This window comes from Paenibacillus sp. NMA1017, assembly GCF_058895805.1.
In genome coordinates this window covers 496,613-515,089 of record NZ_JBZXYR010000002.1, presented here as the reverse complement: position 1 = coordinate 515,089, position 18,477 = coordinate 496,613, and the positions used below count along the sequence as shown (strand labels likewise).

The window sequence follows — 18,477 nt, the reverse complement described above, 5'->3', positions numbered from 1 at the left end:
ATGAATAACCGTGTTGGAGTAGCTCAATTTGTTTCGGTTGCTGCGGCAGCTCAGTTTCAGGGGCCAGGCGCAATTATTACTGACGACTTTCAAAAAGAGATTACGGACGTATTGCGCCGTACATCCATTCTGGACGGACGTTTGAATTATGTACCAGCTACAGGTGACATTTCGACGTACTACGAACAAAACACTGTAAATGGTGGTGAGTTCGTTGATCCGCGTAACCCCTCAGCGACATCATCTAGCAATCAACGTACGCCACATGGTGTGAAGATCAAAGCGCTGACGAACCAAGTCAACTTTGGACATTATGACGTAACGTTGGGCCAGCAACAAAACAACTTTCCTGAATTGAAAGCCAAGGATCTGAATGACATGCTAAATGCTATTGGACTTACGCATGGTAAAGCACTTTGGAGGGGCAATGACACTGGCTTGGCTGTACCGACAACTCTACAATATGTAGGACTTGCAAGTCAGATTACGAACACTTTCACAGTTGGGGCAACTGCATCAATCGTGTCTGCTATCCGGGCGAAGGTAGCTGCTATGGTAGCGAGTGAATTGTATGAGCTTATGCCAACAGCTATTTACATTCATCCAATTGCTCATCATTATCTCGAAGAAGAAGAACGCAATGCTGCCAACAATGAAACGCAAATTAGCAACCTCAAGAAAACAACGGTTGCTGGCTTAGAAGTGTTAGCTATCATGACAGCCGCAGGTCTGCTGCCGATCATCCCAGAGCCGTTTATCCCTTCGGCAGTTAATGCAAAAACGGCGACAAACACTGACTACGGAATTGCCATCGTGACAGAGCCGATGATTGAGTATCACTACGTTGGAGAAAAGGGCATCTACCTCTTCCAGTTGGGTACAACGTCAAGTCTGCAAGAACAGTACGTTGGCATCAAATATGGCGCTCCAGTAGCCAAAGGTCCAGGCTACGCTCATGCATACGGCACCATTGAACGCCCAACTATTACGGCGGTATCCTAATAGGTTTTAAAGTCGAAGAGGCGGTTGGTATGACCGTCTCTTTTCATTTTGAGAGGAGATGATTCAGTTGGCGAAATCGAATCTGGACAAGTTAAAAGATGCGATTGCTGAAAGCGCAGCATTGTTAGCGCAGGCTGAGATTGGTGAAAGTGGAGGACAATATCCTCAACAATCGGCAGATGCATTCAAGGAGGCTGTTACAGCGGCAGAGATATTGGTTGGCGCTGAAGGAACAGAACCGAGCCAGTTCGATGCTCAAACAACAGTGCTGAATGATGCGCGCAGTTCTTTTCTAGCTGCTAGGATTCCGGCAGTCCGAAAAGTTACGCTTCGCGGTACACCAAGCCAGCGCAAGGGCGCTCACACGATTCACTTTAAAAATGGGGTCGTTAACTTCGTGGATGGCGAAGCGCAGTTACCGGATGAACTGGCAGACGAGCTTGCTGATGCTGGCTATGTAGAATGAGTCAGTATCTAGAATTAACGGATACTGATGTTGTTCCTTTAGGAGTCAAACTAACTATGCCGCTGATAACACGAGCATCTGCCATAATCGACGGAAGGTGCAGGCGTGAGATTGGAGTCAAATCTTATACTGAACGGATACCTCTTACGGATCAGCAGCGAGGCCATTTGTCCTATTATCCTGTTGTAGAAGTAAAGGAAGTTAAGGGGAGGCCGAAGCAGGGATTGTTGGGCAATTTCTTTGGTCCGCCAGGATTCGAAATAATCACTGACACCAGCACCATTGATATCGACAAGGATATTGGCACTGTATGGTGTGGCTTCTCTCCTTTTGGTTCAGCTTATGCAGAATTGGAAGTGACGTATACCAGCGGTTGGGAGACGATACCTGATAAGGTCAAGGTGGCCTGTGGCCTAATCATCGGACAACTTGCTGCTAATCCAAATTCAAATGTGAAATCCAAAAAGGACTTCGATTACAGCATTGAATACTTTGGCAACAGCATGATTACGCCAGAAATAGCCGATCTTCTGTCTGAGTTTGAACATAGGTCATTTAGGTAGGTGATGAAAGTTGTTCTATGAGTTCTCACACCGCCATACGCCGTGTGTGGTGGATGGAAACGAAGATGTAGTGATTCTATCAAGGGAAACCAAAGCGACGACTGTAATAGGCAAAGAATACGTCTATAACGGTGTATTCTCGCCTGAATCACTCATTAATCGTGGTTCTTTGGTGCAGACAGAGGACACGTTCTTGGTTCTTACCTTAAGAAAAACAGTAGATCAAGACAACTACTGTTCTTTAGTTAAAACAAATGCGGTGGTAGAGGTGCAAAGATACCAACAAGCTTACGATGCAAATGATAATCCGGTGGGCGCTGCTGAATTTACATCGGTCGCTGCTGATGTTGTTTGTTCTGCACTGTATGTCACAGCACAATTGCGACAACAGGAGCCGGGCTTGCTGCCGAGTACTGTGTTTACCTTGCAGTTACAGACGACAGTCGATGTAAGAGACCCTCAAGACTCAAGTCTATCCGCGCCTGACCGGATTGTAATGGGCGGGAAGACATACCAGGTAGATGTGGTAGATAGGATCAAGTATCCTAATCTGTTGCACATACAGCTTTCTGAGGACCGCCGATGATTACTGGGTATGATGCAGTGCGGGCCGCAAAGGATTTGGAGAATAAGCTGGCTGTTGAAATTACTGGACTAACAAAGCTGGTCATGCTTACGGCTAAAAGCGGTATCCGGTACTATCCGGCAGTTCGGGACCACTTGGAAATGCATATGTTTGTTCTTGCGAATCAGATGATTTCAGGAGATATCACAGCTGACTATTGGCAGGCGTGGCTTGAACAATTCGGTAAAGGCTCCAAGATGGCAGACAGCAGCCAAAACCCCGGTCTAATAACCTACATGAACAGCGAAGCGTGGAACCGCCTGAGGTCCAAAGGTGATCATATTATTGTAGGTCGTTCCCGTGGAAAGTACCGGGCAATTGACGGCACTATGAAGGAATCTGGCGGGGGCTATGCTGGAGTGGACTTGGAGGAGTTGGCGGAACGTGGTGACATTGATCCTTCATTCAGAGCCACACCGCCGACCTACTTCCTGCGTATTGCAATCCAGTCCAACCGGAAACGTATTTTGGATAGCATTAGCCGTGTCATAACTGAGTTTCCGTATCACAGATACTTCAAGGAGGTACGGGAGTGAGCCTACAACTTATTGATGCTGTTCAGAATGCATTGAAAGAAGATTCGGAACTTATGAGCATGCTGAAGCTTACTCCTTCATCATCCTCTGCTGATGTCGTAAAGCGATTTACGAAAGGCATGGAGCCTGAGATAACGGTTTCTAAGGATACAGTTCCACATATCTGCCAATATGTCATGCCGGGACGATATGCCACTAATCCACTGGTGTTCGAAGGCAAGTTCTGTATCGACTTTTACGGTAAGACAGCGTATGAAGCAAAGCTTCTATTTGAAAGAGCATTCAAAACCTTGCACGAAAAAAGGTTGTTTGCACAGGGGTTTATGTCCTATCTTTGTGTGCTGTCCTATGACTCAGATTTTGCTACTGGCATCCAAGGGGCTAAGGGGTACAAAGCAATTTTCGATGTTGATTACTTGAGAATGAATTGAGGTGAGCAGAATGGCAGAAGCAGCTGTATGGAAAGCAACCGGGAGATCCGGTGATCACAATGGTGTTAACCACGTTGAATATGAGCTGCTGGATTCAGCACAAAAGCGAGTTTCTTTGGCTAAAACCAACGTATCCAGTATTGAAAAAGATGGGGTTAAAATTGAACCGGATGATCAGGAAACTCTATGGTTTAGCGAAGCAAATGCAACCAAGAAGTACAAATTTAATGTTGTTACTCTTGCTGGTGCAACTTATGAAGCCGAATTGAATTGGACTCAACCCAATCCTCCTAAACCAGAACCTACCGAGTGGGAAACGCTGATTGCTGAAAAAATCGCGGTTGCTAAAGGATTGGGTATCATGGGAGTCTGGAATCCAAAACAGGGTTACAAGTTAACCAAAGAGTACAGTCGTATTGCAGAAATTGATAAGCGTTTATGGGAACTGGTCAAATAAGCTGACCATTTTTTTGTGTTCACACATAAGGAGGATGAAACTATATGCAACCTTTAGTATTTGATGGTGTGGGGTCAGCGCAGGTTTATGAAGAAGGCGGAAGGCTCAAGTTTCTTGATGATAAAATCACTAAAGTAACTTTGCAATTGCAGTTTGATTGGGACAAAGTAATGGGCGGCGATAGTGGGTATGCATTCCACTATACTGCTAAGGATTTAGGGGATAAAGCCTCTATGGAGGTTCCTCGTTACTCTGATATTTTGGCTGAGTTGTCTCAAGGGGCTGAATCAGAAAAAGGCACAGTTCAATTTGATGAGGTAGAGCAAGGATTTTTGACCGTTACTGATGGCTATAAATTAAAGGCTCCGACGAAGTATAATGGAACCTTTGTTGATAAGAGTGACCGCGTTTACTTAAAAGACACTGACACAGGAGAACTTACTGAACTGACTCGTGTTGCTTCCACTCCAACAGCAGAACAGTACGTAATTACAGCTGATGGAAAAATTACATCTGATGTTGCAAATGAAGGGAAGTTAATTACCGTTACGTTCAAATGGTCAAAGGAGAATGCTACAAGAAGTAGCTTAAGTGGTAAACGTCGTCCGAAACCATTTAAACTGGTACATCGTTTTTCCTTAACCGATGATCGGAACGGCAAAGAAGTCCCTTGCCAGCTCACTATTTGGAAGGCTCTTGGGGGCGGGACTTTGGATGTGTCCCAAGAACGCAAAAAGCCAACCACTAACACATTGGCACTGGAGATTATGGAACCGGATATCACGCCAGAGAATCCTAACGGATATGCAGTAGAAATCATTTTTGGTATCTAACCAACAATTAAACCCAACCCTCTGCCGAATCAGGTTGGGGGTTACATACATTGAGGAGGAAAATTTAATGACAGACAAACAGCTGGATAAGACACTTAATATCGGTTCAGAAATTCGGTTAGCAGAGGGTATCAAAAAACATGTGAAGATCGGGACCATTGCATTGATCCGGCAGGTACGTGAAGAAATGGACGGTGTAGCACACAAGTTTTCCTTTTCGATAGGCCGAAAAAAATGGGATGCTACTGAAGAACGTGAAGCAGTTGACTGGCCTAAAGTGGAGGAAACTTACAAAAAGGTGTTTAATCTCGTGCTGGTTGAGGAAATAACGGAAAAAGAGTACGAACTGATTGACCAGGGCGGTATTGCAGTACTGGATGATTTGTTAGATCGATTTCTATTCTGAGTCGTTTCCTCCAGATGAAGAGTCAGATGATGAAGATGAGCAGGAGGAGTCTAATCCTGCTGAGGATGATCATGAAACGGACTGGTTAGAACTTTGGGCTTTATGCGTGAGTAATGGTATTTCTGATTCGGAGTGGCCTGATATGACTATTCCGAAAATCAGAGCTTTAATGAAAGCTAAGAACAGAAACCGGGAATTTGAAATCATTCTTCACGGTGGCAATGTGGAAAACAAAAAGCCGAAGAAGGTCAAGACGTTATCTGATCTTGGTTTCTTCGCCAAGTAAATTAAGAGGCATCCGCAATCATGCAGGATGCCTCTTTTTCTGTATTTAGGTCAGGAAACTTTTCCTGAACCATTTGTGAGGTGAGTTAAGTGGCAGACTTAAATAAGGATGTAGTAGGCGCACGAATAAACCTGGATACCAGCAAGATATTACCTGCATTCAAGGTTATCGACAATGGAGCAAGAGCCAATGCTGAATCGTTTAAACTTCTAAATGCTGAATTAGGAATCAGTGAGAAAAATTTCAAATCCTTAGCCAGTAGTGCGGATAAGTTTGCTTTGAGTGCAGAAGACAGACGGAAGAAGATTCTCGCTGAATCCGAAGCTCTTGTAAAGCAGCGTACTGCACAGGCAGAATTAAATAATGCTCGGAAGAATCAACTGGACCAGGCGAATAAGATAACCGACGAGAAACTCAGAGCACAGCAGTCCATTGTAAAAAAGCGTGAGGATGCAATTGAGCAGCAGGAACGAGAGCATCTAAAACGGATGGAGGCCCTTCAAAATAAGGCGACATCAACCGGGCAGAGAGTTGCTAAAGTTTCAGGGGCAGGAACGGATGATAAGACGCGTGAACGTGTTCTTATGCAAGAACAGGCTATCCGCATAAAGCTGCAACAAATGGCGGATAAGGAAGCGCAGCAGGCGAGGAAAAACGCACAGGATTATGAAAAGTTCTGGCTAAGTGCTCTGCGCGCTAGAGAGCAGAAAGAAGCACAGGTTCGCGAAAAGGTGCTTCAAGAAGAACAGAAGATCCGTCGTTCACTGAGCCAAACCGAAGCGCAAATGAAGCAGACTTTTAATACAACTCCTAATTGGATGAGTCGAGTAGGAGATATGGCTACGCATGCGCTTGTATTCAACACAATGTATGCAGCCATGCACAAAGTGCAGGAAGCACTAAAAGAAGGATTGGTTGGGATAGAATCCAACATGGCGGGTTATATCCAAACAAATGAACATTACTTTTTAGAATATAACGAAGGCACTAAAGAAATGGTTATGAACACCGAAAAATTACATGACCAAACGACCAAATTCATTCGCACGGCCCATGACTTGGGAAGTGAGATTATGGATGTTACCGAATCTGCGCGTTTGTGGGGCCGGATGTATAAGGACGCAGGCGTAGTTCAGGAAATGGTGCGTAAGTCTACGATGCTCTCGACTGTCGATTTGGTTTCTCTTGAAGGCGCGACTAAATCAATGGAGTCCACATTTGCTCAATATGGCGTCCAGATTAAAGACAGCAACGACGCCATGGTGCTTGGTGGTCGCGTGCTGGATTCCTGGTCCAAGGTTGCCCATGACACGATGGCACCAGCGAGGGACTTGGGAGCTGCCTTCGAACGGACAGGTAAGATAGCGGCAGAAACAGGCGTTTCATTTGATTTTATGAACGGCTTGATTTCAGCAGGTGTTCGTAACACAGCTCTCAGCGGGGAAAACTTGGGGAACATGTGGAAGACAGTCCTGGGTACAATCCGTACAGATAAAGCAGTTGCAGAGATTGAGAGATTAGGAGTTCAAACAAAAGAAGTTGTAAATGGTACAGAGCAGTGGAAAAGGGCAGAAGACATCCTGTTAGAGTTGTCGACCAAAGTAATCGACAAGAATTATGATCTTACAAAATCATACGCGGATATTTCACGCGGTGTCTATCAATATGCTAAATTGGCTGCTTCCTTAAACGCAGGGGATATCTTGCTAGGTACAGCAGCCTCTATCGGTTCTACCGGATCGACAATGGAATACTTGAAAGTTCAGATGGATACCATTCAGCGTAAAGCAGCACAAACCAAGGCATCTTTGCTTGAGATATTTAACAATGCAGGCGACGATGGATTACGGCGCATGATCAAGGATGTTCTAGATACCATCGACCAATTGCTCATTGGGCTTACGAAAGTTCCATCAGGTGTATTTCAAGGCACGGCAGCAATTGGAGGATTATTACTTGCGTATAAAGCATTAAGTGGACCGATCATGAATGTTGTTGAAGCTGTGAAAGTGCTGACTGCTGCTAAAACAGCAGAAACGGTTGCTGTAGGAGCAAATACGACTGCTAACCAAGTGAATATTGTTTCATCGCAAGGAACTACCCTTACGACGGTTCAGAGAACGGTCGCTACGGAGGGGGCGGCTGTTGCCCAGGGAACTCTTGCTGTTGCGACAGAAGGAGCTACGGTGGCTACGAGATCACTATCTGTAGCTCAAGCAGCCGCTACGGTCACAACAGCAGCAGCGACAGCCGGGTTGTCTTTAATCGCTGGAGCTATCGCTGTATTCGCCTTTCAAAGTGGTAAGGCGGAGAAGGCGAGCAGGGATCGCGTTCAGTCCTTAAAAGATGAAATTGGTGCATCACAACAGATGATTAGCCAGTACCAGAGACAAATTGATTTACTTCCAAAATTGGTAAATGCTCATACGTCACTTGAGCAATCTCTTAGCAAGGGGAATCTTTCTTTAGAAAAAGAAACAAATATAAAAAAGCAGTTAGATGAAGTGTCAAAAGCCTTAGTAATCACACTTGGAGAAGAAGGCGCTAAACGATTATCTTCAAATAATTTCAGTGATTCTGCTATAAAACTAGAAATCGAAAATTTAAATACTTTAATTCAAAAGAAACGGGAAGCCAGTAGATTAACCTTACTTGACCAACAGTCTGAAATAATGAGACAACAAAAGACTAACGCTGAGGAATTAGCAAAGGCTCAACAAAAATTAGCTGATATTGAAGCTGTACTGAACGAACGAATAGAAAAAAGAATGGGCACCATGAATAAAGAGAGTCAAGTTAAGGATGCCAAGGAAGAAGTCCATGCATTAGTTACAGAAAACCACAAACTCGCTGAATCATTAGCAGAAACTAATGTACAGTTAACGCAAATTGCTGTTGATGGATTTGACCAATTTGCAGGGAAAGCAGGAACAGCAGCCGAAAGTGCTAAAGCTCAAGAAGAAGCTCTTGCTGATTTAAGAGAGCAAATACAAGGTAACAGCACTCTTGTGAGTGAATTGACTGGCGTTTTAAATGATCTTACAAAAGGGCAGTCCATGAACGCTGCTGCTGCAACGGATTTAATATTAAAATATCCTGAGTTAGCTGCACAAATATATAAGACGAGTGAAGGGTGGGCCTTTGAGAAAAGTGCTATTGAAAAATTGTGGAAAGAAAAAGTGAAGAAAGCAAGAGCGGACCTTGAATCGGAGAGGGCTTCCACATTTAACACTAAAGTTTCTACAGATGAACGGTTAAAAGCATATAACATTGAAGCTGAAGCTATTAAAAACTTGGCACAGCTCAAAGCGGCACTAAATGGAGTTATGGCGAGAAGTTCATTAGAAGTGGAGACAAGACAGAAAGAATTGAACAATATGACCGGAGTTAAGTCTTTCCTAAATGCTCCGTTTCAGAATCAACTTAATGTAGACAAGAAGAAATTGGACAATAAAAAGGAACTTGATGAAATATACAGTGAGTATGAAAAGGATACGAAAGAGTACGATCATCGAATTAATGTTTTAACCAATCTTTATAAAGATCGTAGATTCGGTGTAAGTGATTCGTCAGGTAAGAAGGATAAGAAAAAAGGGAAAAGCGATGCTGAGAAATCGGCTGAAAAAGCAGCCAGGGAAGCTGCTGAGGCTCGTAAGGATTCTTACAGCGATGATATGGACAACTTCAAATACATCGCTGAACGTAATGAATGGTCTATAGATCAACAGATAGCTGGATATAAACGCTTGGGGCAGCGGCATAAGCAATTCCTCACGGAAGACAAGGATGCCTTAAAGCAGTGGGGACGAGACATTCAGAAATTGAATGATTCTCGCTACGAAGAAGATGTCGCCAACCTAGAAAAGAAAAACGAACGCATGCGGCAGGCCAACAAGCAAGAAATCGAAATGACCAGATCATCTCTTGATTTCTATACCAAAGAACAAAATAAAGCCTACCTGCTGCCAGCAAACCAGAGAGATATCCAAAAGCAAATTTACGATCTTACTGTCAAGTACAATGAGCTTCGATATCAAAATTCAGAAAAATGGATTGATAAAGAGACTTCCAAAATGGAAATGGCAGGACAAGGCCAAATTGCTATTTTAAAAATGGAATACGATGCTTATATCCGCATGAGTAAGGCTAAAGATCGTACCGCCGAACAGAGTTTTGAATTACAACAGAAAATCTATGAGAAGCGCAAGGCATTGGAAGATGAATTCCTATCCGATTTTCAGAAACGTATTAATTACCAAAAAAGCATGGAAGCCATTTCTGTTTCTGATCAGCTCAATGCATGGACAAAAATGCAGGCTCTTTATAAAGAGGGGTCAGAGCAACGCATGGAAATTGATGTACAGGTCCATGACTTGAAGAAGCAACTTTTGGAGGATCAGAAGAAGGCCGCTACTGAAGCTGCCAAGAAGGAAAAGGAAGCGCTTGAAAAGACTCGTGATGAGGAAGTCAAACGGATTGAAGCGGAGCGGGATGCTTTTGTCGAAGCTCAGGATGCTAAAATCAAGGCCATAGACGACTTGCTTGCTAAGATGCAGACAGCTAATGAAGACGAGGACTATGATCGTGCTATGGCAGAGAAGCAAGCACGTCTTGCCTTGCTCCAATCCGCCGTTGGTCCCGAGGGTATCGCTGAGCGCAAACAAACCGAGAAAGACATTGAGGATATGCAACGGGAACATAACCGGACGCTGGCAAAGCGAGGCTTGGAGGATCAAAAGAAAAAGCTTCAAGATGAGAAGACTGAGCGAGAAAAGGATTACAATGACCAGATTGAAGCTACCAAACAGCATTATGATCAGCTTGCTGAGAAGTACGATGAATATTCAGACGGCGTTGAATCTAAAGCTGAAGATTTGAAAAATACTCAAATCTCAAAAGAAACCGAGAAGAACGCGGAAATACTGCGTCAGTTGGATCAGTTTATTGCTGACTATCAGGCTAAAATGGCTGAAATCAATGCCACCTCATTGTCTGCATCCTTTGATACAGGTTCCTCAATCTCTGAAAAAGACAGTGACCTGGCACGATATAATTCCAATATTGATAAATGGTATTCAGCGGGTGCAACTGAGAAAGCTAAGCTACATGAGGAGAATGCGGCTCTGCGGAATAAGTATGGCATTAAGAAGGATACAGGCAAGCTTCAAAAATTCCATTCTGGAGGGATAGTCCAGGGAGAAAAGGGGGCTGAGGTGCCCGTCATTGCCCGAGAAGGGGAAATGTATTTGAATGGTCAACAACAAAGCAACTTGTGGAAGATTATCAATTTTAAGATGCCAAAACTTAATTTTTCTATGCCTGACTTTTCTATGCCAATAGCTTCGGGTGGATCAAATCCGCAGCAAATTAGCAATCAGTTCGTAATAAAGTCAGGCGATACTTATATTGAAGACGAATCCGCAGCAAAGGTATTTTGGACTGAACGAGATAATCTGGTGCGGAGGTTGCAAGCGAGGGGAGGTAAGTCTTAATGATCGACGCTACGGCAGATGGTAAGTCTTTTAAATCCATTGGGTTAGGACTTAAAAAACACAACATACCTGTGTTACCGCCGACAAAAGACCATAGCCTTGAAATAGCTGAGAGGGATGGAGAGCTGGATTTTGGCAGTACTTACGGAGCGCGGACAATCAATCTCGAATGCGTCCTAATGGCTGATGATACAACCCTTGATTACCATAGGAGAGTCGCCCAAGTGGCGGCTCTTTTTAATGTTAAAAAAGGGGATATCGTATTCACATTTTCTGATTTGCCGGGAAGACGGTATATAGGACGATACGCTGGCACGTTGGATATCGAAAAGATACTTTGGGACGGGGAACTGACTATACCAATTAAAATGGGTGAGCATCCGTTTCCTGAGAGTGAAGAGAACATTAGAGAGACTATCATTACGCAGTCGCCGCAGACCGTTTCAGTTACATCAGTTGGCGACGAAAGGGCAAGTCCTGTTATTGTCCTGACCAACATCGGTAATAACGACATACGGAATTTCCGTATCGCGAATGAGTATCAAGTAGAATAGGAGGTCTTTATATTGGCAGATATATTGCTTAGTAAATCGAACTGGTGGAAAACAGCCTGTATTAATGCGGCCTTGCGGGGGATTAACTTTGCTTCTCCTCAAGCGCTTTACATTGCCCTATACACCAGCAGCCCTACAGATGCGGATACAGGGCAGGAAGTAAGCGGTGGAGGCTATACGCGCCGTGCTGTGGCGTTCTCAGAACCAGTTATAGTGGATCGTAGAGCTGTTACTTCCAGCGTGGGGGATGTCTCTTTTCCTATCGCTGGAGCAGATTGGGGATTGATAACACACATAGGCATTCGGACAGCAGCAACCGGGGGCAATCTTGTCTATCACGGTGCAGTCAAAACACCACGCACGGTCCAGACAAATGACACGATCAGGTTTCTGGCTGGGCAAATTAAAGTAGACGAAGGGTAGGTGTGAAACGTGGAAAAAATGTATCCACCAGTCGTCAACTCTCCTAAAACAGAGTTGACTGAATTGATTACGGACAAACAAACGGAAATTACTGTTGCTAATCCGTCCGTGCTGCTTCAAGGCGAAGGTATTGCCGTTTTGGGTAATGGAGATGCAGCAGAGACGATTACGTATACAAGTTTGGAAGATAACGTGTTGAAAGGCTGTATCCGTGGCTATGAGGGTGTTGCCCGTGCTTGGCCTGTTGGCACAAGAGTAGCACGCAATTTTACCGCTGGTGACTTTCGGGCAGTGCAGGATAACATCACTGAAATCGACAATAAGGTAACAACTCTTAGTACTACGGTAGCCGAGAAGACACAAGAGGCTTCCTTAACTAAAAAGGGTATTACTCAACTATCAAATGCTATTGATGGAACACGGGATAATGTAGCGGCTACAGAGAGTGCAGTAAAAACAGCTTATGATCTGGCTGGTACAAAAGCTAACAGTAGCGCTTTAACAACACACATTGCAGATGCTACCAAACATATCACAGAAGCGGAGCGTACAAACTGGAACGCTAAAATGGCTTCAAATCGTCCAAGTAATATGATGCCTAATAGTACTGGACTTATGGGCTTTACGGGTTGGAACTTTTCCGGTGATCCTACAGGATGGAGTACGTCACCAGCAGTAGGAGACGTACCCGCTTATTTTGCCTTTGGTGATGCAAGTGGAACGGGGTACAGATTCATAGAGTCGGAATCCATACTTGTGAGTCCTGGAGACAAGTACATTATAAGTGTTGAATTTTATAGCGTAGGTTCAAGTGCAGGTGACATTTATATGGAGCTAATAGGTTTGGATAGTGCAACAGACACCAAAGCTGCGAATCTTGGTTCCACTGGCTGCGATGCAAATGCCAGTTGGCACCGAAAATCTATTATACCTACAATTCCTGCTGGCAAAACACAACTACGAGTGCGATTAGTTGTTCAGCCCAATAGACCAGCAGCATTTAGGGCATTCGCGCGAGTGAGTGTTTTCTTAGGACAAACTCAACAAGCTTGGAATAGTGACTATGATTCTAAATTCATTGCAGGTTCTATTTATACGGGTGCCGGAAGTCCTGAAGGCACATTAACAGCATTAGTAGGCTCCATATATAGACGTAGGGATGGGGGAGCCAATAGCACACTTTACGTGAAAGAATCAGGTTCTGGGAATACGGGGTGGGTGGCAAAATGATAAAAGAATGTGTTGTTTTAAATGACGAGGTAATCAACATCGGGCCGTGGGACTATAAGCGACAGCAAGTCCTGGTATTACCAGTAGAGTACGACGATGATGGAAACGTCAAGAAAGAAGCTGTGTATGAAGAACAGACCATGAACCCTCTACCCGAAGGGGCAACTATCGAAGAACGGGAAATTGAAACCGCACCGGATGGCGGTCTGATCGTAAAGGGTTCTGCACAACCGACCAGTGATGAACTTCTTGGGCAGCAACTCGCAGAAATGAAGATTCAAACCATGCAGCAAACTCAACTGTTAGCCAGCATGGGCGCTGAACTGGCAGCTACAAAATTGGAACTAATCAATTTGAAAGGGGCTAATCAATCATGACATTTTGGATTCTTGCTTTTAAGTGGAACTGGGTAACGGCAGAAAAATTGAAGGGTGCAGTAATCACGGAGACAAACCGTTTCGGGGAAATCACACCGGAGGAATATAAGACCATTACAGGCTTGGACTTTGCATAGGAAAATTTTCCTTAGCAAGTTAGGAGGACGCTATGTTTAATGGTGGATTTAATAGCCTTGGTTTTAATACAGGAGATGTAGAAGGGAACATTATTGACCTTTCTGCATCTCTTTCTGGTTCCGGGCAAATGTACTCACGGAAGGTGGAGACGGATGGATCTGAGTGCGACAATGCCTTCAATCTCATGTCGTTTAATGTGGATGAACCTGGTACCGTAACGGAATACATTTTGGAATTTGTTTTGGATATGACTGCCGCTGCGGAGTTGTCCGGTGAAGGTCAGGCGCAGGCTGATTTTGTCCGTGAGTATGCTTTGGAAGCCGTTCCTATGTCTGGCGAGGGACGCATAACTAACGCAGAATACGTTCGAGAAATTCTGATGCAAGCAGTACCCATGTCTGGGGAAGGAAGGATATCGGCGGAACTGTCAAAATTCCATACCGACTACATTGAGTTTACAGATGTGTTCCGGCCGGGAGAAGTTATTGTGATTGACTCAGGTAAGTTCAAGATCACTCGCAATGGGCAGAACGTTTCTCACTTGTATAATGGTGATTTCTTTGACTTAAATCTCGGCAATAACAATCTTACCTGGACAGATCCAGAGACAGGCCGGACAGTTTTGTTCCGTATTACACACCGGGATAAATTCTTATATTAAGAGAGGTGGACTATGCCTACTCCAACTATGCAAGTGTTTGATAAAAACATGAGACGCGTTGGTACGCTGGTGGACTCTTATGACATTCAGCGGCGGCGCAGGATTAACAGTGACTACGAGTTAACCTTTATGGTTCCAATGACCAGCGAAGACTATAGGGAGAAGATAAAAATCAAGGGCCACGTTCGGGATGAGCGTGGCCAATTTTATGTCATTCAGTCTCGGAGTCGGTCCCGGGAAGGTCGAAAGCTGACTGCAAATATCTATTGCAATCACGTAATGTTCAAACTAAATGACTACAAGTTTCCGTATGCATCTTATATTGCAGAAGCCTATGGTATCCATATTAACCAGCTCACAGAACTGATTACAGCTGCTACAGGTGGGAGATTCAAATTCGTTATCCACGACACATTCGATTTGCATGATGTCAAAGACTTCGGGCGTGGGACGTGCTTGGAAGCTCTCAATAAGCTTGTGCAAATGTATGAATGTGAAGTCGAACCGGATAACTTTGTAATCAATCTGAGAAAAAAGATTGGGGCTGATAATGGACTACAATACAGACTCAAAAAGAATATCGTATCCAGTTCATTCAAAGACAAAGGTGAATCACTTGTGACACGTATGTTTGCTCAGATGAAGGATGGACGGACATTCATAGGAATGGATGCGTCCAAACTGACCGACTTGGAGCGGAGCTTGCTATCCGGCGTACCGGGAACGATCGTAAACGGGAAACTGGCTGTTAACTATTTAATTTCATCTTATGCTCAATATTGGGCCAGCGAGTCGGTTCCTTTTTACGATGGGGAAATCATTGAACAGGACATAGAGGAACCGGAGGACTTGCTAAAGGCCACACGTAAGGCGCTTGCTGAACAGGAAAACGTGACGCTGGAGGTAACCGTATCGACGGCGGACCTGTTCAAAATAGACAATACTGAACCTAAACCAGCTTTGGGCGACAATGTAATGTGCATTGACCCGGCTATGGATATGAACAAACTCAAAGCCCGGATTACAGAGCTTACAGAGTATCCGTATAGCCGAGACAAACACAGTGAGCCTACCATATCAAATGTCAATTTACGGGACTATGCAGATATCATTTCTGACCTGGAGCGGAACAAGAATATTATCAATAATCTGTTCAGTAACGGGAAGATCCGAACGGAAGTATTTGAGTCCTTTGCCAAGCAAGCCGTGATCGACATTGATAATTCCAAAACGGAAATCAAGTACGATCAACGTGGCATAATCCTACAGGACAAGACCAATGCTCAGAACCAAGTTATTATGACTTCAAACGGGGTTGTTTTAACAACGGACGGAGGTAAAACAGCAAGAACAGCAATTACAGCGCGCGGGGTGGTAGCCGAACAGATTGTCGGGCAACTGGGTAACTTTGTATCCTTGGTAATTGGTAGCGGTAATAACGTGACAAAGATCAACACGAACGGCATTAGCGCAGGTCATGACGACTACAACAGCGCACCATTACGGATAGACATGCAAGGTCATATTATTGCTCGCTCCATAGAATTGACAGGGAAAATTGATAATTCAGAAATGAATGCTTCAGATATTAGAGCCAGTACTGTTAATGCAAGTACAATACGAGGAAGCAAACTAATCGGTAATGAAATAGAGGGCGGTATTATTACAGGGGCCTTGTTTCGTACAGCCAAAGAGGGAAGACGCATAGAAATAAACTCTATTGGTCTTACTGCTTATAATTCGCGCGGTGGAGAAGCTGTTTCATTAGGGCAGTACAATGACGGAGGCGGCTTATTGTTTATGGATGATGGCTCACCAAGAGGAAGTGTCTACGGAGATAGAGAAGGATTTCATTTAGGGAACATGGGACCTATTATTATCCGGTCTATAGATGATGCCACATATTTAAAAGGTCCTGTAGATTTTTCAGAAGCTACAATAAGTGGACTGGCTTTAGGAGTAGAGAGCATTAAAGGGCTTGATAACACTCTCAGAGATTTCCGTAATGATATTGCTGAAATACGTGGTGATTTGTTTAATGGTTTGATCGTTAATGCAACATTCGACCCAGGTTCCAGGAATCTAAAATTGTTTAGCCAAGGAAAAACTGTGGCTACAGTTAACATCCCCGCTGGCGGAAGTTCTAGTAGCTCGTCAACATAATGTTTACTGTACCTCCTACCGATGGTAATATTAGGACATATATACTATGTAGGGGGTACGGTTCATGAAAAAATGGTCTTATTTACTTAGTGGTGTGTTGATCGGAGCAGTTGTCGCTACGGCTGGTAGCTCATTTGCAGATCAAGTTAAATCTTTAGTCGGAGAAAAGGTAGCAGGGGAATATGCGGTAAAGGTCAATGGTAATTCGCTTGTCGAAAATGCCATCGTGGTTGACGGAAAGGCACATGTACCTTTGAGAGCTGTTACCGACTCTTTAGGAGTGAATTTAAAAGTGGACGGGAAAACAATTCAAATTGAATCGTCGAATACTTCTTCAAAACAAACAAATACTGAAGTGAAAAATACTGAAGTTAAAGCTTCTTCAGGTAAATACCAGGGATGGCCTGCTTCCAAACTGGAAGAGAGAAAAACCGAACTGGAAAAATTTATAAATGATACTGAAAAAGATAAAAATAACCTACAACAGTCTCTTGAAAAATACAACAAACTTAGAGAAGAATACTCAGGAAATAAGAAGATGATGGACAATCTGGATTCCGAGACAAAAGGTACGGGAGAAGTATTACAAGAAGCTGAAACAAATATAGCTAAATATAAGACTGAACTAGAAGAAATAAATAAAGCTATAGCAGCACTTAAATAAAATCCGTAGTGCTACCGTGATAACCAAATTATATACTTATATGCAGAAGCCCTCTTAAAAACGGAGGGTTTTTGTATGACATATAAGGAAAGGGAAGTGCTACATGGAAAACTTTATAGGTTCAATTGTCTTTATACTGCCCGGATTCCTAATGTATTTTTGGATTCAATCATTTGGGGTTAATCCAGTAGTGAAGCATACACCTGGAGAATTTACGGCAGTAGCTGCGCTATTATGGCTTCCAACTTCATTTGTGACGTTGCTAATATATAATAGCGCTATTTTCGCTTCACGGTTTATCGGAAAAACGGAGATCGTTTGGTCGTTGAACGCATTAAAAAGTAAGTCAAACGATATTTTCTTTCTCGTTGTGTTCTTGCTTCTTAGTGTTATTGTTAGTTTCTTCATGAGTTTGATTTGGGTGAGATGGATACATCCTTTTCAAATGAAAGTGATCAACAAAGTTCGAAATAAACGTGGAGTTGCTAGTTTTTCGGAAAACGCATCTGTCTGGGATGAAATATTCACTAAGAACGATTCACAAGTGGTTGAAATTGGTAAAATAAATAAAGAAGGAGATCCCGTTATCGGATGTATAAGTAAAGCGTCCCGTACATTTGAACCGGAACGCTACCTAAACTTAAACGACATTAAATTTTTCACTGATTTAGTCAACGAACACAACATTTCCGTGTCTCAAATTCTGTACGATACCAAGGCGGGAACGTATATCAAAATATTTGATCCTGATGACATAGAAAACGCCCAATTGGAAGATATGAAGACTACTTCTTCTTAGGAGCGGCAGATGAAATACGAGCACTAGGCTTGTCGACTGATCTTTGTTCGCTAGCAGGGGGGATATGGATTGGTTTTGATGGGATTGCAGGTTTATTGTGGTTACTCATTTTTTGTCTCCCTCTGTTTTTTTGTTATTATTGCCACTCTTGATATCGGGCTTTACTCTCGCAGATAGTTTGTTTATAGATTCGTTTAAGATCTCGGGTTGGTTTCTTACCTCTTTGTTTGGCATAATTATCCCTCCCTTCTATTTCTCTTTAAATCGAGATTCGACATAAAAACAGATAATCCTCTTTTATCCGTAGTACCGATGCACTAAATAGAAAATACAATAAAGACATAGAAAGGCCTATCCTAATTCAGATAGGC

At 43.5% G+C, this 18,477-nt stretch carries 20 protein-coding genes; all 20 read left to right on the top strand.

Annotated features, from left to right (window positions below; genetic code table 11):
• Positions 1-1,002, top strand: coding sequence for a hypothetical protein (locus AC5ELV_RS07430; protein WP_493429696.1), 1,002 nt, complete (start codon positions 1-3; stop codon positions 1,000-1,002).
• A gap of 67 nt (positions 1,003-1,069) precedes the next feature.
• Positions 1,070-1,468 carry a hypothetical protein gene (locus tag AC5ELV_RS07425; RefSeq protein ID WP_493429695.1) on the top strand — a complete coding sequence of 133 codons (399 nt, stop codon included), beginning with the start codon at positions 1,070-1,072 and terminating at the stop codon, positions 1,466-1,468.
• Positions 1,469-1,524: 56 nt separating this feature from the next.
• A complete protein-coding gene (locus tag AC5ELV_RS07420) occupies positions 1,525-2,031 on the top strand; it encodes a hypothetical protein (RefSeq protein WP_493429694.1) in 507 nt (168 codons plus the stop codon).
• A 10-nt stretch (positions 2,032-2,041) separates the two neighbouring features.
• Positions 2,042-2,617 carry a hypothetical protein gene (locus AC5ELV_RS07415; protein WP_493429693.1) on the top strand — a complete coding sequence of 192 codons (576 nt, stop codon included), beginning with the start codon at positions 2,042-2,044 and terminating at the stop codon, positions 2,615-2,617.
• The gene (locus AC5ELV_RS07410; protein ID WP_493429692.1) at positions 2,614-3,192 is read left to right on the top strand and encodes a hypothetical protein; all 579 of its coding nucleotides are present in this window, start codon (positions 2,614-2,616) and stop codon (positions 3,190-3,192) included. Before AC5ELV_RS07415 ends, AC5ELV_RS07410 begins: the two co-directional genes overlap by 4 nt.
• Positions 3,189-3,623 (top strand): hypothetical protein, encoded by a 435-nt coding sequence (locus AC5ELV_RS07405; RefSeq protein WP_493429691.1) that lies wholly within the window; start codon positions 3,189-3,191, stop codon positions 3,621-3,623. The genes AC5ELV_RS07410 and AC5ELV_RS07405 overlap by 4 nt, the downstream gene beginning before the upstream one ends.
• 10 nt (positions 3,624-3,633) lie before the next feature.
• Positions 3,634-4,080, top strand: a complete 447-nt coding sequence (locus AC5ELV_RS07400) for a hypothetical protein (protein ID WP_493429690.1) — start codon at positions 3,634-3,636, stop codon at positions 4,078-4,080.
• A 44-nt stretch (positions 4,081-4,124) separates the two neighbouring features.
• Positions 4,125-4,913 carry a hypothetical protein gene (locus AC5ELV_RS07395; protein ID WP_493429689.1) on the top strand — a complete coding sequence of 263 codons (789 nt, stop codon included), beginning with the start codon at positions 4,125-4,127 and terminating at the stop codon, positions 4,911-4,913.
• A gap of 67 nt (positions 4,914-4,980) precedes the next feature.
• Positions 4,981-5,319, top strand: coding sequence for a hypothetical protein (locus AC5ELV_RS07390; protein ID WP_493429688.1), 339 nt, complete (start codon positions 4,981-4,983; stop codon positions 5,317-5,319).
• Between the two features lie 142 nt (positions 5,320-5,461).
• Positions 5,462-5,605: a hypothetical protein gene (locus AC5ELV_RS07385; protein ID WP_167518779.1), complete on the top strand. Its 144-nt coding sequence runs from the start codon at positions 5,462-5,464 to the stop codon at positions 5,603-5,605.
• Positions 5,606-5,694: 89 nt separating this feature from the next.
• On the top strand, positions 5,695-11,097 hold the full coding sequence (locus AC5ELV_RS07380) for a transglycosylase (protein WP_493429687.1): 5,403 nt from the start codon (positions 5,695-5,697) through the stop codon (positions 11,095-11,097).
• Positions 11,097-11,651 (top strand): phage tail domain-containing protein, encoded by a 555-nt coding sequence (locus AC5ELV_RS07375; protein ID WP_493429686.1) that lies wholly within the window; start codon positions 11,097-11,099, stop codon positions 11,649-11,651. Before AC5ELV_RS07380 ends, AC5ELV_RS07375 begins: the two co-directional genes overlap by 1 nt.
• A gap of 12 nt (positions 11,652-11,663) precedes the next feature.
• Positions 11,664-12,074 carry a phage tail fiber protein gene (locus AC5ELV_RS07370; RefSeq protein WP_493429685.1) on the top strand — a complete coding sequence of 137 codons (411 nt, stop codon included), beginning with the start codon at positions 11,664-11,666 and terminating at the stop codon, positions 12,072-12,074.
• Positions 12,075-12,083: 9 nt separating this feature from the next.
• Positions 12,084-13,304, top strand: a complete 1,221-nt coding sequence (locus tag AC5ELV_RS07365) for a phage tail protein (RefSeq protein ID WP_493429684.1) — start codon at positions 12,084-12,086, stop codon at positions 13,302-13,304.
• Entirely contained in the window at positions 13,301-13,681 is a 381-nt protein-coding gene (locus AC5ELV_RS07360) for a hypothetical protein (RefSeq protein WP_493429683.1), read from the top strand. Before AC5ELV_RS07365 ends, AC5ELV_RS07360 begins: the two co-directional genes overlap by 4 nt.
• Positions 13,678-13,818 carry an XkdX family protein gene (locus tag AC5ELV_RS07355; protein ID WP_493429682.1) on the top strand — a complete coding sequence of 47 codons (141 nt, stop codon included), beginning with the start codon at positions 13,678-13,680 and terminating at the stop codon, positions 13,816-13,818. The genes AC5ELV_RS07360 and AC5ELV_RS07355 overlap by 4 nt, the downstream gene beginning before the upstream one ends.
• Before the next feature lie 32 nt (positions 13,819-13,850).
• Positions 13,851-14,480, top strand: a complete 630-nt coding sequence (locus tag AC5ELV_RS07350; protein WP_493429681.1) for a phage distal tail protein — start codon at positions 13,851-13,853, stop codon at positions 14,478-14,480.
• A gap of 12 nt (positions 14,481-14,492) precedes the next feature.
• Entirely contained in the window at positions 14,493-16,643 is a 2,151-nt protein-coding gene (locus tag AC5ELV_RS07345) for a phage tail protein (RefSeq protein ID WP_493429680.1), read from the top strand.
• Positions 16,644-16,707: 64 nt separating this feature from the next.
• Positions 16,708-17,307, top strand: a complete 600-nt coding sequence (locus tag AC5ELV_RS07340) for a 2,' 3'-cyclic nucleotide 2'-phosphodiesterase (RefSeq protein WP_493429679.1) — start codon at positions 16,708-16,710, stop codon at positions 17,305-17,307.
• 103 nt (positions 17,308-17,410) lie between these two features.
• The gene (locus tag AC5ELV_RS07335; protein WP_493429678.1) at positions 17,411-18,106 is read left to right on the top strand and encodes a hypothetical protein; all 696 of its coding nucleotides are present in this window, start codon (positions 17,411-17,413) and stop codon (positions 18,104-18,106) included.
• Positions 18,107-18,477: the final 371 nt, after the last annotated feature.

What these genes read in the sequence shown, in the direction of transcription:
- AC5ELV_RS07430 (WP_493429696.1), top strand. Translation starts at nt 1, where the DNA reads ATGAATAACCGTGTTGGAGTAGCTCAATTTGTTTCGGTTGCTGCGGCA.
- AC5ELV_RS07420 (WP_493429694.1), top strand. Translation starts at nt 1,525, where the DNA reads ATGCCGCTGATAACACGAGCATCTGCCATAATCGACGGAAGGTGCAGG.
- AC5ELV_RS07410 (WP_493429692.1), top strand. Translation starts at nt 2,614, where the DNA reads ATGATTACTGGGTATGATGCAGTGCGGGCCGCAAAGGATTTGGAGAAT.
- AC5ELV_RS07400 (WP_493429690.1), top strand. Translation starts at nt 3,634, where the DNA reads ATGGCAGAAGCAGCTGTATGGAAAGCAACCGGGAGATCCGGTGATCAC.
- AC5ELV_RS07395 (WP_493429689.1), top strand. Translation starts at nt 4,125, where the DNA reads ATGCAACCTTTAGTATTTGATGGTGTGGGGTCAGCGCAGGTTTATGAA.
- AC5ELV_RS07390 (WP_493429688.1), top strand. Translation starts at nt 4,981, where the DNA reads ATGACAGACAAACAGCTGGATAAGACACTTAATATCGGTTCAGAAATT.
- AC5ELV_RS07385 (WP_167518779.1), top strand. Translation starts at nt 5,462, where the DNA reads ATGACTATTCCGAAAATCAGAGCTTTAATGAAAGCTAAGAACAGAAAC.
- AC5ELV_RS07375 (WP_493429686.1), top strand. Translation starts at nt 11,097, where the DNA reads ATGATCGACGCTACGGCAGATGGTAAGTCTTTTAAATCCATTGGGTTA.
- AC5ELV_RS07360 (WP_493429683.1), top strand. Translation starts at nt 13,301, where the DNA reads ATGATAAAAGAATGTGTTGTTTTAAATGACGAGGTAATCAACATCGGG.
- AC5ELV_RS07355 (WP_493429682.1), top strand. Translation starts at nt 13,678, where the DNA reads ATGACATTTTGGATTCTTGCTTTTAAGTGGAACTGGGTAACGGCAGAA.
- AC5ELV_RS07350 (WP_493429681.1), top strand. Translation starts at nt 13,851, where the DNA reads ATGTTTAATGGTGGATTTAATAGCCTTGGTTTTAATACAGGAGATGTA.
- AC5ELV_RS07345 (WP_493429680.1), top strand. Translation starts at nt 14,493, where the DNA reads ATGCCTACTCCAACTATGCAAGTGTTTGATAAAAACATGAGACGCGTT.
- AC5ELV_RS07340 (WP_493429679.1), top strand. Translation starts at nt 16,708, where the DNA reads ATGAAAAAATGGTCTTATTTACTTAGTGGTGTGTTGATCGGAGCAGTT.
- AC5ELV_RS07335 (WP_493429678.1), top strand. Translation starts at nt 17,411, where the DNA reads ATGGAAAACTTTATAGGTTCAATTGTCTTTATACTGCCCGGATTCCTA.